This is a genomic window from Granulicella mallensis (assembly GCF_014203225.1).
GTDB classification, from domain to species: domain Bacteria; phylum Acidobacteriota; class Terriglobia; order Terriglobales; family Acidobacteriaceae; genus Granulicella; species Granulicella mallensis_A.
Map to the genome: position 1 here is coordinate 218,755 of NZ_JACHIO010000005.1, position 15,547 is coordinate 234,301.

The window sequence follows — 15,547 nt, forward strand, 5'->3', positions numbered from 1 at the left end:
ATGGGATCGACACGAAAGTACAACGACACGGTGCGCGAAGACCTGCAAAACGATGCAGAGTTCCGCCGGGCGCTCTTGAGCGAGGTCTTCGGTTGTATGGCTTCAGGTGACGTGGAGACAGGAAAATCAGTGCTTCGAACTTATATCAACGGCACAATCGGTTTTGTGAAGCTAGGAGAGGCTCTAGGCAAATCTCCCAAGAGCCTTATGCGGATGCTTAGCCCGGCAGGAAACCCCCACATCCGCAACTTCTTCGAGATCGTTGCCTACCTTCAGCAACGTGAGGGGGCCGTGTTTGAGGTGATTCACAAGGTTGCCGCATAGCAGTTCCGATAAAGCGGCTTACCTCCGGCTGGCAATAAGTTTTTCGTAAAGCTCAATCGTCTGCGCGGCGATGGCGGTCCACGAAAAATAATCTTCCACGCGTTTGCGTCCTGCTTCACCCATTTGTTTTGCCTTCACGGAGTCTGCGAGCAGGTCCGCGATGCCTGCGGCGAGGTCACGGGCAAACTGCGCCGGGTCGGTGGGGAAGGTTGTGACCGGGTCGGCTGTAAAGGGTACGAGATGACCGGTTTTGCCCTCGACGACTACCTCCAGAATTCCGCCGACGGCTGACGCGACGACCGGCGCGCGGCAGGCCATCGCCTCCAGGTTGATGATGCCGAAGGGCTCGTAGACCGAAGGGCAGCAGAAGACCGCGCAGTGCGAGTAGAGCTGGATGGCCTCCTGCTTGGTCACCATCTTTTCGATCCAGACAATGTTGCCCCCGGCGGCGCGGGCGGCGTCTACTTTCTCGCGCATCTCGGCCGCGATCTCGGGAGTGTCGGGAGCACCGGCACAGAGCACCACCTGGGTTCCGGCGGGCAGGTGTTGAATGGCCTCAACCAGGTGGGTCACACCCTTCTGTCGCGTGATGCGGCCCACGAACAGGACGTAAGGTTTGGTCTCGTCGACGCCATAGCTGCGTAGCGCTGTAGTGTCGGGCGTCCACTGGTACTGGTTCAGGTCGATCCCGTTATAGATGACGTGGATGCGTGCAGGATCGACGCCGGGATAGGCCTTCAGGATGTCGGCCTTGGTGCCGTTGGAGACGGCGATGATGGCATCGGCGTCGAGGATGGCCGTCTGCTCCATCCACGAGCTCAAGGCGTAGCCGGAGCCAAGCTGTTCGGCCTTCCAGGCGCGCAGCGGCTCAAGGGAGTGCGTGGTGAGCACGAAGGGGATGTTGTAGAGCTTCTTGGCGAGAAAGCCCGCCATCGAGACGTACCAGGTATGCGTATGGATGATGTCCAGCTTCTCGAGATGTAGCTGCTGCAGCAGGTTCAGCGAGAGCGCCTCCAGCGCGCCCTTGAACTTGGCCTGTGTGCCGTGCGAGATCAGCGGCCACGGGTTCTCGAAGTGAACATCGAGATGCGCCTCGTGCGGCGTTTCGAGTTCGCGCAGCCCATCGTGATCGGGAGCGTCGCCCCAGGCGTGAACCTCGACCTCGATCTTCTTTGCAAGCTCGCGGGAGAGATACTCGACATGGACTCCAGCGCCTCCGTAGACGTAGGGTGGATATTCACGGGTCATCAGGCCTACACGCATTTGGAACTCCAGGAAATCGAACTGCGCAGGGTGCGCGCTCGCGCCTCTTAGCGTAGTTCAGGCGCAACGACGAGCATAAATGAGAGGCGGAAACGGTGAAGCTCAAGATTGGGATGATAGCCACAACGGCAGGGATGCTTGCCATGACCTGTACTGCGACCTGTACTGCATCAGGGGGAGTGCCGCCAACTTCGATCACGAAGAAAACACCTGTGGGTGCGACTGCCGCAAGGTCAGCCGAAACGAGGGAAGACGCTCGCCTGAAGGCGATCTACACGGCGGAGTCGGCGTGGCGCAAAGCGCAGCGTGGCGGCTCCGACGATGAGAACGACGAGACGATTCTGCCTGTGCTCCCGAACGTGGACGAGGCGACACAGCAGGCCAAGCTGGCTCACTGGACGAAGGTGATGGCGCAGCTCGACGCGCTGAAAGTCGAGGTTCTTTCGCCCGCGGAGAAGGTGAACTACCGGGTCTTTCGCGCACAGATTGCGGTGCTGATTAATGGCCAGAAGTTTCGCTACTACGAGATGCCGGTGAACTCCGACAGCGCGTTCTGGTCGGAGCTGTCGGACCCTCCGATTAACTCCTTCAAGACGGCTGAGGACTACAGCCACTACCTTTCGCAGTTGAATGACACCCCGCGCTTCTTCGGCGAGGAGGTCGCGGACATGCGCGCGGGCCTCGCACGCCGGTTTACTCCCCCGAAGGTGACATTGGAGGGCCGGGATGTTTCGATTGCTACGATCGCGGAGGCGAAGCGTGCAGAGGACACGCCTTACTGGAAGCCGTTTGCCACGATGCTGCCTTCCATCCCTGAAAGCCGCCAGGGTGAGCTTCGGGCTGAGGCACGTACCGCCATCGAACAGAAGATTATCCCCGCCTATGCGGAACTGCTTAAGTTCTTTCGCGAAGAGTATGTTCCCGGAGCGCAGGAGGCGCTTGCCGCCGAGAGCCTGCCGAACGGCAAGGCCTACTACCAGGCCAAGATTCTCGAATACACAACGGTCGATCTGACGCCGGAGCAGATCCACGAGATCGGCCTGCACGAGATGGCCGGCATCCACGCGGAGATGCTCGCGGTGATCCAGCAGACGGGCTTCAAGGGCGACTTCCCGGCGTTTCTCCAGTACCTGCGCACCGATCCCCAGTTCTATGCGAAGACTCCGGAAGAGCTGCTGATGCGGGCGGCGTATATCTCAAAGGAGTTCGACGGTGTGTCCGCGCGCTACTTCGGCTACCTGCCGCGACAGCGCTTCGCGATTCGTCCAGTTCCGCCCGAGATTGCTCCGTTCTACACCTCGGGCCGCGGTGGGCCGGGAGTCTACTTCGTGAACACCTACGATCTGCCCTCGCGCAGCCTGTACTCGCTGCCTGCGCTGACCCTGCATGAGTCGGCGCCGGGCCACGCGTTCCAGATCCCGATTGCGGCGGAGCATAAGGATCTGCCGAAGTTTCGCGGTGCGTATATCTCGGCCTACGGAGAAGGATGGGCGGTGTACTGCGAACGGCTCGGGACGGAGATGGGGATCTATCACACGCCCTATGAGACCTTCGGCATGCTGAGCTACCAGGCCTGGCGCGCGGCGCGGCTGGTGGTCGATACGGGCATTCACTCGCAGGGCTGGACCCGCGAACAGGCACGGCAGTATCTCCGTGACAACACGGCGCTTTCAGAGCACGAGGTCGATACCGAGGTGGACCGCTACATCTCCTGGCCGGGGCAGGCGCTCTCGTACTACCTCGGCGAGTTGTCGATCCTGAAGGAACGTCACAAGGCAGAGGCCGCGTTGGGCGCGAAGTTCAATATCCGGGCATTTCATGATGCTGTGCTGGAGACGGGGTCTGTGCCGCTGCCGGTGTTGGAAGAGCATCTCGACCAGTGGATCGCGGGCGGCGGGGTGGGGCCTTATCCCGAGATGGAGCGGTAGAGGCGAGCCGTGGGATCGATGGGGCTACACTGTTGGCCTTCGACCGCAAGATATAGTTCCGTCAGTTGAGCAAATGAGATTCCATTTGCAATATAGTGAAAACTTGCAAGTCATGCTGTGCGAAGAAGCAACAGGAGAAATCAATGCGTCCAACTCTTTCTATGGCCGGTCTCACGGTCTGTGCCCTTTGTCTGTTCGCCTTTGCCGCTGGAGTGCCGTCGCTGGCCCAGGATCATCATGGCAATGACAAAACCGCCGTTACAACGACGACTACCGTTGCCTCTGAACCAGAGAAGAAGCCTGTAGCGCTTCCGGCAGACTCCATCACCGAGGGCTCCGTAACCGTCGCGGGCGGCAAGACGATCGCCTACAAGGCTGTCGCCGGCATGTTGACTGTCGGTTCGAGCGATGCGCAGGACGCGACCCTGGGCCTGGACGGCAAGCTGCTGCCGGACTCCGGTATCGACCTGCCTGCCAAGCCTGAAGATCAGCCCGCGACCGCGCGCATTTTTTATACGGCGTACTTCGCCAAGGGCGCGGATTCGGGAACGCGTCCCGTAGTGTTCTTCTACAACGGCGGGCCGGGTTCGGCGACGATGTATCTGCGCATGGGCAGCATGTCGCCGGTGCGGGTGCTGACGCCTGACACACAGCACCAGTTCGGTGGACCGTACAAGACGGTGCCGAACCAGTACAGCCTGTTGGATACCGCCGACCTGGTCTTCATCGACGCGCCGGGCACGGGCTACAGCCGCGTGATGGGCAAGGACGCGTTCAAGTCGTTCTATGGCATCGACCAGGACGCAGCCGCGTTTGACCGCTTCATCCGCCGCTTCCTGACCAAGTACGACCGCTGGTCGTCGCCCAAGTTCCTCTTCGGCGAAAGCTACGGCACCACGCGCGACGCCGTGCTGAGCGCGACGCTGCAACAGCATGGCGTGGACCTGAACGGTGTTGTGCTGCTGAGCCAGATCCTGAGCTTCGACAACTCGGCCGATGGATCCGACGGCAACCCCGGAACGGACAACGGCTTCTTCCTCGCGCTGCCAAGCTTCGCGGCGACCGCGTGGTATCACCACAAGATTCCGAACCAGCCCGCGGAGCTCGAGCCCTGGCTGCATGAGGTGGAGCAGTATTCCATCGGAGACTACGCCTCGGCCCTGTTGCAGGGCGCAGACCTTGACCCAACGAAGAAGGCTGCCGTGGCAGCCAAGCTGGAGAGCTACACCGGCGTTCCCCAGGCTCTGTGGCTGAAGGCCAACCTGCGGCTGACGGGCGGCGAGTTCTCCAAGTACCTGCAGGATGGCAGCGATACGACGACAGGCCGTCTGGACTCACGCTACGAAGGGCCGCACCTCGACCCGCTCAGCGCGAGCGCCGACTATGATCCGTTCACCGAGTCCATCGAAGCTGCTTTCATGTCGGCGATGAATACGTATGCGCACCAGACGCTGAAGTTCGGCGAGAACATGACCTACAAGTCGAGCGCGCGCGAGCCCGGCTGGACCTGGGACATGAAGCATAACGGCCCCGGCGGAGGGCAGGGTTCAGGCGTGAACGTCTCGGCGGACCTGGCCTACACGATGAAGGTGAATCCGAAGATGCATGTGCTGCTGATGGGCGGCTACTTCGATCTGGGCACGCTGTACTTTGCCGCGACCTACGAGATGAAGCATCTACCCCTCCCCACTTCGCTGCAGAAGAACATTTCGTACAAGTTCTTCCCCACCGGCCACATGGTCTATGTGAATGAAGACGCGCTGCACGGACTGCATGACCGGACGGCGGCGTTCATCAAGGAGAATGAAGGCGGCCAGTAGGTTCGTCTTCGAGCGATAAAAGCGATCGCAACAAAGCAGAGGCCGGGCGAAGATGCCCGGCCTTTGTTGTTCAGACCTTTCGTATAGGGCCGGGGTAATTGGCTACTGTAGTGTCGACCGTCAGTAAGGTGATGCCCTCCACAATCGCCTGAGCGACGAGCAGGCGGTCGAAGGGATCCTTATGCAAACTGGGTAGCCCCAATACGGCTATGCCATGCCTGCTCGTGACTGGCAGTTCGATATAGCCGTTGTCGAGCAGGTTGCGGAGAAGCAGACGTGGGTCGACCTGGAAGTCCTGTCGTCCGGCTGCGGCTTTGATCGTGATCTCCCAGAGGCTGGCCGAACTGAAGAATAGTTCGTTTTCTTTATCGTTGAGCAAAGGCAACGCACGCTTAGGCAAACGGCCAGAACCTGCAGCCGTCCAGATTAAAAGATGTGAATCCAAGAGCAATTTCACTTGGACAGCCCAAAGAGCTCTTCTATCTCTTCCTTGAAATCATCCTTGAACCCAAAGCCATCGGGAATCGTCATCTGGCCCTTCATAAAACCAATCCGCTGCTTCGGTTTTTCCTCGGGCGCCTCGAAAGCAACGAGCCTGGCCATAGGCTTGCCAGCCTTGGAAATTACAACGGACTCTCCCTTGGCGGCTTTATCGACGAGCCTCGAAAGGTGGGTCTTGGCTTCATGCATATTGACGGTATCCACTGTAGCCTCCATCAGACTTAGTTCACTTAGTCTAGTCTAGCTGGAAAGGCCTATGCAAATGCCATTACTGGCCCATTCTGTGCCTTCAAATCCCGAGGCTCTGCAGCGCAGCTTCGAGAATGAAATCGGCATCCTGTTGTGGCGTGCGGTCCGTGACACCGTCGAGGCGGCGTTCGTTACAGCCGCGGGTCATATCCAGGATGGCCCAGCAGAGCGCATCGAAGTCCCGAGCCGGCAGCTCCCCGGTAGCGACGCCTTCCTGGAAGATGGCAAGAAAGCTGTCATGGCCGAAACGCAGGGCCTCGTTGGTCTGGCGACGGTGTTTCGGTTCACGACCGACGGTCAGCAGCAGCCGATAGAGGTTCTGCTGGTCGAGCCAGAACTCCATGCGAAGGGCGATAGCGGCGGCCAGCTTGTCGCGAACGCCGTCGACAGCCGATACGCGCTCTTCCACAAGCACTCGCAACTGATCGACGGTATGCCGCACAGCCGTCGTGTAGATATCTTCCTTGGATTTGAAGTAGAGATAAAGCGTGCCCTTGGCAATCTTTGCGGCTGCGGCGACGTCTTCGGCGCGGGTATCTGCGAAACCCTTCTTTCCAAAGACCTTGATGGCAGCGGCGAGAATCTCCCGGCGGCGCAGGTCGGTAAGCACGCGGCGGCTGGACGAGGGTTTGGGGACGGAGGGCACGAAATCAACCTAGCATAAATGAGTCTATCGGCCCCCATAGATGCTCTAATGACTGAGGAGTCATTTTTGTGACTGGTGGGTCAACATCCGTCGAAGAGTTGCTGGAGCTTGAACCGGAGGCACTGCTGGACCGTGACCTCTGGCCGCACGTCGCGCCTGAAAAGGTGCCTGAACCCCGTATCTTCAATCCGTGGATCATCGCGCTGGTCGTAACGATGGGCACGTTCATGGAGGTGCTGGACACCTCCATCGCGAACGTTGCGCTGCCGCATATCGCAGGCAGCCTCTCGGCCTCGCAGGATGAGAGCACCTGGGTCCTGACGAGCTATCTCGTGGCCAATGCGATCATCCTCCCGATCAGCGGCTGGATCTCCAGCGTGATGGGGCGCAAGAACTTCTATCTCGTCTCGGTCGTGCTGTTCACGGTGTTTTCGGCTCTCTGCGGCCTGGCCCCCACGCTGGGAATGCTGGTTGTATTTCGAGTGCTGCAGGGGCTTGCCGGCGGCGGCTTGCAGCCCTCTGTGCAGGCGATCCTGGCCGATGCGTTTCCGGGAGAGAAGCGCGGCATGGCGATGGCGGTCTACACGGTGGCGATTCTGTGCGCGCCTGTGCTCGGGCCGACGCTGGGCGGCTGGATTACCGATAACTACTCCTGGCGCTGGATCTTCTACATCAACATTCCGGTCGGAATCCTGTGCGCATTCTTTACGCGCATGGTGCTGGTCGACCCGGCAGCTCTGACTGCGAAGCGTCTGCTGCAGAAGGGCAAGAAGCTGCGGATTGATGTGGGCGGCCTGGCCTTGGTGAGTCTGGGACTGGCGTCGCTGGAGATCGTGCTCGATCGCGGGCAGGAGCTGGACTGGCTGGGCTCGACGTTTATCTCGTGGTGCGCGGCGATCGCCGTCTTCTCCATCATCGGGGCTATTGTGTGGGAGCTGCACGTAAAGAATCCCGTGGTAAACCTGCGGCTTCTGAAAGAACGCAACTTCCTGTTCTGCTGCATGATCGTGCTGGGGCTCTACACGGCGCTCTACGCCACGACATTCCTTCTGCCGCAGTACATGCAGGAGTTGATGGGATATGACGCGACCACGGCGGGTCTGGCGGTCTCTCCGGCGGGCCTGGTGACGATGATCGAAGTGCCGATGATCGGCTGGCTATTGAGCCGGGGCGCGGATGCGCGGCGGATGATCTTCGTGGGCATCGTCACGATTGCGCTGGGCACATGGTGGCTTTCGCTGGGCAATCTGCAGATGGCCGAATCGGACCTGATCTGGCCGCGTGTCCTGCAGATTATGGGCCTGGGCATGACCACGGTGCCGCTCAGCACGATCATGTTCCGCTTCCTGCCGGCAGACCAGAGCAGCAACGCGGCGGGCATCTACGCGCTGGTACGCAACGAGGGCGGCAGTATCGGAATTGCGCTTTCGAGCACCTTCCTGCAGCGCGCCCAGCAGACGCACCAGACCTACCTTACGGCGAACCTGACGACGAGCAATACGCTGGCGATGCAGGCCTCGCATGCAATGGGGGCGGTACAGAGAGGTTCAGCCTCGGACCAGGCCTATGCGGGGCTGGCGCTGCTGTACGCGCAGGTGCATCGGCAGGCTTCGCTGCTGGCCTACATGGACCAGTACCGCATGTTTGGGTACATGCTGGCCGCCATGCTGCCGCTGGTGTTCTTCCTGAAGCGGCCACCGAAGATCGTGGGCAAGATCGAGCTTGAGGCTCACTAGGTAGTGTCTGACGAATCGACGAGTACGCTTTTGCTGTTGTTTCTGAGATAGGCCCGGGTTTTAGCCCGGGTATTACAGGACAAATACGAAGGGGGCTTCAGCCCCTGGGACAAGCCTTCCTCTCTCTTGGCCTCTCTGCCTGCGGAGAGGAGAGCCTATCCCAGGGGCTGAAGCCCCATTGATCGCCTGTCTGAATGTCCGGGCTAAAACCCGGACCTATCTCAGAAGCAAAGACAAAAACAAAAGCCACTATCTCCGATTCGTCAGACACTACCTAGTCGGAAAGGTTAGCCCTGACGCGAAGAGGTCATGTATACCAGCCCCGAAGAGGTGGCAGCGAGAGATGTAGCCCTGAAAGGGCGATCTATCCGGGTTAGCCCCGATAGGACGCCCTTTCAGGGCTATACCTTTCCTTACCTTGTAACCCAGGGTTTCACCCTGGGCTTTGATGGAGCCGCCCCTTCGGGGCTGGCTTCTGTGCCGATAGATAAAACCTCCTCCTCCCAAAAAATACTTCGAAAATAGTGAACGGTTTTGCGGTTTGTCCGGTCTTGGATAGTGAAGGGACAGGATGCAACCGAAGACCATGACAGTCCCCCAGGAATCACGCGAGGCCGCCTTTGCGCGGATCGTCGCCGAACACGCGCGCTTTCTCTACCGCGTGGCTTATAGCCTTCTGCGTCATCCGCAGGATGCGGAAGACGCCGTGCAGGACGCGCTGCTCAAGCTGTATCGCGGCGAGTCCTGGCGGGCGATGGAAGACGAGCGGGCGTTCCTGGCGAGGGTGGTCTGGCGGTCGGCGCTGGATCGAATCCGAATGCGTTCTGTCGGAGTCGAGGACGAAGACGCGGAGCAGCGATTGCAGGATGTGCGGCCATCGCCGGAGTCGGCGGTGGCGGAGAGCGATGAGCATGCGTTGTTGCATGAGCTCATCGAAGATCTGCCGCTGGAACTGCGCGAGCCGCTGCTGCTCACCGCGATGGAAGAGCTCAGTTCGCGGGAGGTTGGCCTGATGCTGGGGCTGCCCGAAGGCACAGTACGGACGCGGCTGATGCGGGCCAGAGCCGCTCTGCGAGCTCAGTTCCGGGAGCGGTTTGAAGAGAGAAGCCAGGCAGTAGCAGGAATAAGGAGACGGTGATGAGCGAAGTGATTGCAATCCATGAGTTCGGAGAGTTTGACGCGTTGCTGCAGAGTGTTCTGCGCGATCGCGTGACGGCGACCGCCCCCGGCGGCCTGGAGCAGAGGTTACTGGCGAGACTGGCTCAGGAAGAGACCGCACGCCCATTTGCCTTCGCCGAACGCGTTGCCACACGGCGCAGTGCGGCTTCCCTGTGGGTAGCTGTGGGAGCGCATGCAGCGGCGATCCTGGTGATCTTCACGGTCGTATCGCAGCACAGGCAGACCGCTCAGCCGAAAGTGAAGGTGCTGGCGACGCTGACCGTACCCCCGCCGCTGGTTGCGCCGAAGCTGGTCGGCATCGGCGGTGGCGGAGGCCAGCATGATCTTGCCCCCGTTACGCAGGGACATCTGCCGAAGCTGGCTCCGCAGCAGCTTCTGCCTCCGAAGGCCCCACCGACTGTCGCGCCCAAGCTGGCGATTGAGCCGAGTGTCGTCGTTCAGCCCGACCTGAAGATGGCCACCAACACGATGCCCAATATCGGTGCGCCGACCTCTTCGCTCAAAGGTTTTTCCATGGGCAATGGAACCGGGACGGGTATAGGGTCAGGTGTCGGGAACGGGGTGGGGCTGGGCTCGGGAGGGAATACCGGTGGGGGAGTCATGCGGGTTGGAGGTTCGGTGCATGCGCCGCTGCTGATCCACGAGGTAGATCCGCAGTTCTCCGAAGAGGCTCGCAAGGCGAAGTTCTCCGGCAATGTGCTGGTCTCTCTCATCGTCGACGAGCAGGGCAATCCGTCGCATGTTCGTGTGGCCCGGGGCGTGGGAATGGGATTGGATGAGAAGGCCCTCGAAGCTGTTCGCGAGTACAGGTTCAAGCCTGCAATGCAGAACGGCAAGCCGGTCAAGGTGGAGATGAATGTCGAGGTCAACTTCCAGATCTTCTGAGGCGTTGCATAAAAGCAAAAGCCTCAACGCAAAGGAAGCCAGGCTTCACCATGGTAACCGTGGCGAAACTTGGCTCTTTTCTTGGCGTTCTTTGCGTCAAGGCTCTTTGGGCGGGTGGATTATCGGGGGAGTATGAGGTGCAACCGCTGGAGCGAAATCATTTGTATCCCGTCTCGTCTGTTGGGCGTTAGAGTATCGGTACGCGTTTAAATGGCGAAACAGGAGTGGACATGCGGGAACGAGTGAAAAGATCGGCCGTTGTGCTGACGGCCATGTTGGTTTTAGGCAGTGGAGCGCGCATGCTGGCGCAACAGGGACCGTCCGATAGTACGGATACAGACAAGTATGTGTGGCTGGAAGACGTGTCGAGCGACCGTGCCATGACCTGGGTGAAGGACGAGAACGAGCGCACAGCCAAGGTGCTCGAGAACGACCCGCATTTCGCGGCGTATCACGAGGAGGCCCTGAAGCTTTCGCAGGCGCCGGATCGTCTGCCGTACCCTGATCTTCGCGGGGGCGATGTCTACAACTTCTGGCGCGATGCGGAACACGTCAACGGAATCTTCCGCAAGACCAGCCTCTCCGACTATCTCACCATGCAGCCGAAGTGGCAGACCGTGATCGACTACGATGCGCTGGGCAAGCAGGACAGCGTCAAGTGGGTCTCTCATGGCCTGGACTGCCTTTATCCGGGCGACCACTACTGCCTGGTCGGGCTCTCCGCCGGTGGCGAAGACGCCGACACGATGCGCGAGTTCGACCTGAAGACCGGCAAGTTCGTAGAAGGCGGCTTCACCCTGCCGCACAGCAAGCAGAGTGCGAGCTGGCTGGACAAAGACACGCTGTTGATCGCGCGTGACTGGGGCCCGGGCACGATGACCAAGTCGGGCTACCCGTTTGTCGTGAAGGAGTGGAAGCGTGGCACGCCGCTCGACACCGCGAAAGAGGTCTTCCGTGGGCAGGAGTCGGATATCAGCGCCGGAGCCTATACCCTCCACGATACAAAGGGCCACTCGCTGACGGTGTTCACGCGTGGCGTCAGCTTCTTCGAGTCGCAGAGCTTCGTCCAGACGCCGCAGGGGCTGAAGCAGTTGTCGATCCCGCTGAAGGCCAATCTCTCCGGAATGATCGACGGCCGCGTGCTGCTTTCTATCAATGAAGACTGGACGCCCGCGGGTCAGGCGAAGAGCTTCAAGCAGGGATCACTACTGGAGATGAAGCTGGCGGAGGTGGTGAAGGACCCCGCGCATCTGAAGCCGACCGTCGTCTTTGAGCCGACGGTGCAGGAGTTCCTGCAGGGTGTCGATACGACCAGGACCCGCCTGCTGCTCACCACGCTCAATCACGTACAGGGCAAGGCTTATATCTACACTCCCACCGCAAACGGCTGGACAAAGAAGAGCCTGCCGGTGCCGGAGAATTCTACCGTCGGCGTCGTAACGACCAACGAGAGCGACGATACCTTTTTCCTCTCCATCACAGGCTTCCTGACGCCCTCGTCGTTATGGCTGGGCGATGCGGCTACGACTTCGCTGAAGCTGCAGAAGACCGAGCCGGCGCGTTTTGACGCGTCGAAGGATGTAGTCGAGCAACTGGAGGCGACCTCGAAGGATGGAACGAAGGTGCCGTACTTCGTCGTGCATCGCAAGGACATCAAGTACGACGGCTCGAACGCGACGCTGCTGAATGCCTATGGCGGATTTGAGGTTGCGGAGACGCCCTCGTACTCGGCGAACATCGGCAAGCTGTGGCTGGAGAACGGCGGCGTCTTTGTGCTGGCGAACATCCGTGGCGGCGGCGAGTTCGGCCCGGCGTGGCACGAGGCTGGACTCAAGACGCATCGCCAGCGCATCTATGACGACTTCGCAGCGGTCGGAGAAGACCTGATTGCCCGCAAGATCACCTCGCCGAAGCACCTGGGCATCATGGGCGGCTCGAACGGCGGTCTGCTGATGGGCGTCGAGATGACGCAGCGTCCGGACCTCTGGAATGCAGTTGTGATCCAGGTGCCTTTGCTCGATATGCTGCGCTTCGAGAAGATCGCCGCCGGCGCAAGTTGGGTGGGTGAGTACGGTTCGGTTTCGATTCCGGAGCAGCGCACGTTCCTGGCGTCGATCTCGCCGTACAACCAGCTCAAGCCGGATGTGAAGTATCCCGAGCCGCTGATCTTCACCACCACCAAGGACGACCGTGTAGGCCCGCAGCATGCCCGCAAGTTCGCCGCGAAGATGGAGGAGTATCACGAGCCGTTCTTCTATGACGAGATCATCGAAGGCGGCCATGCCGCGGGTGCGGACCTCAAGGAGCAAGCCAAGACCTGGGCCCTGACGTACACCTACCTGACGCGGAAGTTGATGGGGGAGTAGGGCTTAGCTTTTCGTCGTCATCGTGAAGTGAACGAAGGACCCCTGTGTTCTGTGCCATCACGGACAAAAGGCAGGGGTCCTTTGTTTGCTGCGCGCTCTCAAGGATGACGACGAAAAACAAGCAACAACCAAAGCCAAAACATCCCCAGGATGCATCTCCCGCGTTGAGACCGATACAATCGAAACAATGCGTAACTCCCGGGCCTTTGGGCTGGGGAATCAATGGAGACTGTCCATCGAATGCAATTGAACTGGCTACCGCTGCGCGAGGATTGGGACGCGCAACTGCGCGCTGCGAAGATTCTGCCTCCAACCGATCAAGCCGCGCGGCTCGGTGAATTGGCCGGCAGCCGGATGGAGTTCTCGCAGGTCGTCCGTCTGGACCGCACAGTGCAGCGGCTCCTGGCCTGCAGCGACGGCGAACTGCCTGGGTTCGAGCGTGTCCGTCTGGCGATCCTCGGCTCGGCGACGACGGCGCAACTGGTTCCGGGAATTCGCGTTGCCGGTCTGCGACGCAGGCTGAATATCGAGATCTACGAAACCCCCTACGGCATGTACCCGCAGGAGCTGGTAGACACCGCTTCAGGCCTGCACCAGTTCCGTCCTGAGGTCGTTCTATTCGCCTTCGACGCGCGGCATCTTGCAGGTTTGCAGTGTGCCAGGACGGCGCTTGAAACGATGCAGTGCTGCTGGCGGCAGGCTAAAGAGAACTTTGCCTGCCAGGTGCTACAGCAGACCGCCATGCCGGTCTTTCCCAACCTGATGGGGAATAACGAAGAGCGGCTGCCGCACTCTCCGGCGGCGATCCTCTCCTGTATCAATGAATCCCTGCGCCCGGCGGCTGCTGAGGCCGGCGTCGAGTTGCTCGCGCTCGACCGGCTCGTAGCGTCGGACGGCCTTGCCGCCTGGTACGACCCTGGTATGTGGCACCACTCCAAGCAGGAGGTTCACCCGACTGCGGCGGAGATGTATGGCGAGCAGGTAGCGCGGCTGGTAGCGGCGGCTCGTGGGCGCTCCGCCAAGTGCCTGGTGCTCGATCTCGACAACACACTGTGGGGCGGGGTGATCGGCGACGACGGCCTGAACGGCATCGTGCTGGGACAGGGCAGCGGGCAGGGCGAGGCCTTCGTCGAGTTCCAGCAGTATGCAAAGGGTCTCAGCCTCCGTGGCGTGATCCTTGCAGTGTGCTCCAAGAACGATCATGCGAACGCCGTAGAACCCTTCGAGAGCCATCCCGAGATGGTTCTTCGCTCGCAGGATGTCGTCTGCTTCATGGCGAACTGGGAGGACAAGGCGACGAACCTGCGGAGCATTGCGAAGCAGTTGAACATCGGGCTGGATGCGCTGGTCTTCGTCGACGACAATCCGGTAGAGCGCGGCTTTGTCCGTCGCGAACTGCCGATGGTCGCCGTCCCGGAGTTGCCGGAAGACCCCGCGGGGTATGCGGCGGCGCTCGCCGCGGCGGGCTACTTCGAGGGGCTGCGGACCACGGATGAGGACCGAGCCCGTTGCAAGCTCTATCAGGCCAACGTCGAGCGTGAACAGCTCCGTGAGACGGTCACGGATATCAACAGCTATCTCGAGTCGTTGAACATGACACTGACCGCGAAGCCCTTCGACGGCATGGGGGTGGCGCGTGTCACGCAACTCATCAACAAGACCAACCAGTTCAACCTGATGACGCAGCGGCTCACCGAGGTCGAGGTTGCGGCGCGGATGAATGATCCGCATTACGTCACCCTGCAGGTACGGCTTACCGATCGCTTCGGAGACAACGGAATCATCGCCGTGCTGATGGCGAGGCTGTGCCCCTCTGGCGAGGCGATGATCGAGACGTGGCTGATGAGCTGCCGCGTGCTGGGCCGCAAGGTGGAAGAGGCCTGCCTGAACGTGCTGGCTGAAACCTGCGCAGCGCATGGCATGAAAAGGCTTGTCGGAGGGTATCGTCCGACGGACAAGAACAGCATGGTGCGCGAGCTATACGGTTCGCTCGGATTCAAGCAGGTCGAGACCGACGAGGCTGGCGTGGCGCACTGGCTGCTTTCGTTGGAAGGCTTCCAGCCGAAGTCTGTGCCGATTCAGGTTGAGTGGTTGCAGGAGACGCTGGTTTAGAACTCATCCAGCTCTGCAAATATCTCTTGCAGCGAAAGCTCTATCGGTGTTCCGGCAATGCGCAGCATTCCATCTGACGGCTGCTCGAATCCGCGAGTGGAAGCGTAGTAAGCCTTGCGCTTCCAGGGGTCGAGCACCCAGATGTTAGCCACGCCGAGTGCCGCAAACTCATCTACCTTTGTCTGGAGTTCGGTCAACCGGTCTTCTTCGGAGAGCACCTCAACGCAGAGCAGGGGAGCCCAGTGGACGATGCGGTCTTTAGGATCATGTCGATGAAGAACGGAGATATCGGGAATGCGAAACCGCATTTCGGAAACCTGGACCCGCTGTTCTGTGAGTACGCGAACATCCCAGTCTTGCCTGTGCATGCCGAAGATGCGCGTAAGGATTGCCTGTAGCTCTGAGTGTGGCTGCTCTCCCGTGTTGCGTGCCTTCAACTCGCCGTCGAGGTAATCACAATCGGGGTGATACAGGCTGTTCAGGTACTCGCTGATGGGAATAAGAACCGAACCTGCCATGGCACACACTCCGTAGGCTC

Annotated in this window: 13 protein-coding genes; 8 read left to right on the forward strand and 5 right to left on the reverse strand. The window is 60.3% G+C overall.

Translation table 11 applies throughout. The features are described from left to right. On the forward strand, positions 1 to 324 hold the full coding sequence (locus HDF15_RS07215) for a DNA-binding protein (RefSeq protein ID WP_184254128.1): 324 nt from the start codon (positions 1 to 3) through the stop codon (positions 322 to 324). Between the two features lie 18 nt (positions 325 to 342). Here the strand turns inward: HDF15_RS07215 and glgA are convergent, their stop codons facing one another. Then, entirely contained in the window at positions 343 to 1,587 is a 1,245-nt protein-coding gene (gene glgA / locus HDF15_RS07220; RefSeq protein WP_184254129.1) for a glycogen synthase, read from the reverse strand. 95 nt (positions 1,588 to 1,682) lie between these two features. Here glgA and HDF15_RS07225 point away from each other — a divergent pair, with 95 nt between their 5' ends. Together HDF15_RS07225 and HDF15_RS07230 are read left to right on the forward strand one after the other, a co-directional pair. Then, positions 1,683 to 3,515, forward strand: coding sequence for a DUF885 family protein (locus HDF15_RS07225; RefSeq protein ID WP_311733053.1), 1,833 nt, complete (start codon positions 1,683 to 1,685; stop codon positions 3,513 to 3,515). 143 nt (positions 3,516 to 3,658) lie between these two features. Continuing rightward, complete coding sequence (locus HDF15_RS07230) at positions 3,659 to 5,335, forward strand: S10 family peptidase (protein WP_184254131.1); 1,677 nt, start codon at positions 3,659 to 3,661, stop codon at positions 5,333 to 5,335. Between the two features lie 70 nt (positions 5,336 to 5,405). On the opposite strand, the gene HDF15_RS07235 is transcribed toward HDF15_RS07230, so the two are convergent. The 3 genes from HDF15_RS07235 to HDF15_RS07245 all read right to left on the reverse strand — a co-directional run bounded on the left by HDF15_RS07235 (position 5,406) and on the right by HDF15_RS07245 (position 6,731). Beyond that, positions 5,406 to 5,792: a type II toxin-antitoxin system VapC family toxin gene (locus HDF15_RS07235; RefSeq protein WP_184254133.1), complete on the reverse strand. Its 387-nt coding sequence runs from the start codon at positions 5,790 to 5,792 to the stop codon at positions 5,406 to 5,408. Beyond that, a complete protein-coding gene (locus HDF15_RS07240) occupies positions 5,789 to 6,040 on the reverse strand; it encodes a type II toxin-antitoxin system Phd/YefM family antitoxin (RefSeq protein ID WP_184254135.1) in 252 nt (83 codons plus the stop codon). Before HDF15_RS07240 ends, HDF15_RS07235 begins: the two co-directional genes overlap by 4 nt. 85 nt (positions 6,041 to 6,125) lie before the next feature. Beyond that, positions 6,126 to 6,731, reverse strand: a complete 606-nt coding sequence (locus HDF15_RS07245; protein ID WP_221314320.1) for a TetR/AcrR family transcriptional regulator — start codon at positions 6,729 to 6,731, stop codon at positions 6,126 to 6,128. A gap of 68 nt (positions 6,732 to 6,799) precedes the next feature. On the opposite strand from HDF15_RS07245, the gene HDF15_RS07250 reads away from it, so the two are divergent. The 5 genes from HDF15_RS07250 to HDF15_RS07270 all read left to right on the forward strand — a co-directional run bounded on the left by HDF15_RS07250 (position 6,800) and on the right by HDF15_RS07270 (position 15,009). After that, the gene (locus HDF15_RS07250) at positions 6,800 to 8,467 is read left to right on the forward strand and encodes a DHA2 family efflux MFS transporter permease subunit (protein WP_184254137.1); all 1,668 of its coding nucleotides are present in this window, start codon (positions 6,800 to 6,802) and stop codon (positions 8,465 to 8,467) included. A 586-nt stretch (positions 8,468 to 9,053) separates the two neighbouring features. After that, positions 9,054 to 9,605 (forward strand): RNA polymerase sigma factor, encoded by a 552-nt coding sequence (locus HDF15_RS07255; protein WP_260330906.1) that lies wholly within the window; start codon positions 9,054 to 9,056, stop codon positions 9,603 to 9,605. Further along, entirely contained in the window at positions 9,605 to 10,531 is a 927-nt protein-coding gene (locus HDF15_RS07260; RefSeq protein WP_184254141.1) for an energy transducer TonB, read from the forward strand. Before HDF15_RS07255 ends, HDF15_RS07260 begins: the two co-directional genes overlap by 1 nt. A gap of 230 nt (positions 10,532 to 10,761) precedes the next feature. Further along, positions 10,762 to 12,897, forward strand: a complete 2,136-nt coding sequence (locus tag HDF15_RS07265; protein WP_184254143.1) for a prolyl oligopeptidase family protein — start codon at positions 10,762 to 10,764, stop codon at positions 12,895 to 12,897. A gap of 240 nt (positions 12,898 to 13,137) precedes the next feature. Then, the gene (locus HDF15_RS07270) at positions 13,138 to 15,009 is read left to right on the forward strand and encodes an HAD-IIIC family phosphatase (protein ID WP_184254145.1); all 1,872 of its coding nucleotides are present in this window, start codon (positions 13,138 to 13,140) and stop codon (positions 15,007 to 15,009) included. Here the strand turns inward: HDF15_RS07270 and HDF15_RS07275 are convergent. Continuing rightward, positions 15,006 to 15,527: a Uma2 family endonuclease gene (locus HDF15_RS07275; RefSeq protein ID WP_184254147.1), complete on the reverse strand. Its 522-nt coding sequence runs from the start codon at positions 15,525 to 15,527 to the stop codon at positions 15,006 to 15,008. The two genes, HDF15_RS07270 and HDF15_RS07275, sit on opposite strands and share 4 nt — an antisense overlap. Positions 15,528 to 15,547 lie beyond the last annotated feature (20 nt).

Bases quoted from the DNA above. Each gene is read 5' to 3' on its own strand.
- HDF15_RS07270 (WP_184254145.1), top strand. From the start codon at position 13,138: ATGCAATTGAACTGGCTACCGCTGCGCGAGGATTGGGACGCGCAACTG.
- HDF15_RS07275 (WP_184254147.1), bottom strand. From the start codon at position 15,527: ATGGCAGGTTCGGTTCTTATTCCCATCAGCGAGTACCTGAACAGCCTG.
- HDF15_RS07255 (WP_260330906.1), top strand. From the start codon at position 9,054: ATGACAGTCCCCCAGGAATCACGCGAGGCCGCCTTTGCGCGGATCGTC.
- glgA (WP_184254129.1), bottom strand. From the start codon at position 1,587: ATGCGTGTAGGCCTGATGACCCGTGAATATCCACCCTACGTCTACGGA.
- HDF15_RS07230 (WP_184254131.1), top strand. From the start codon at position 3,659: ATGCGTCCAACTCTTTCTATGGCCGGTCTCACGGTCTGTGCCCTTTGT.
- HDF15_RS07215 (WP_184254128.1), top strand. From the start codon at position 1: ATGGGATCGACACGAAAGTACAACGACACGGTGCGCGAAGACCTGCAA.
- HDF15_RS07265 (WP_184254143.1), top strand. From the start codon at position 10,762: ATGCGGGAACGAGTGAAAAGATCGGCCGTTGTGCTGACGGCCATGTTG.
- HDF15_RS07260 (WP_184254141.1), top strand. From the start codon at position 9,605: ATGAGCGAAGTGATTGCAATCCATGAGTTCGGAGAGTTTGACGCGTTG.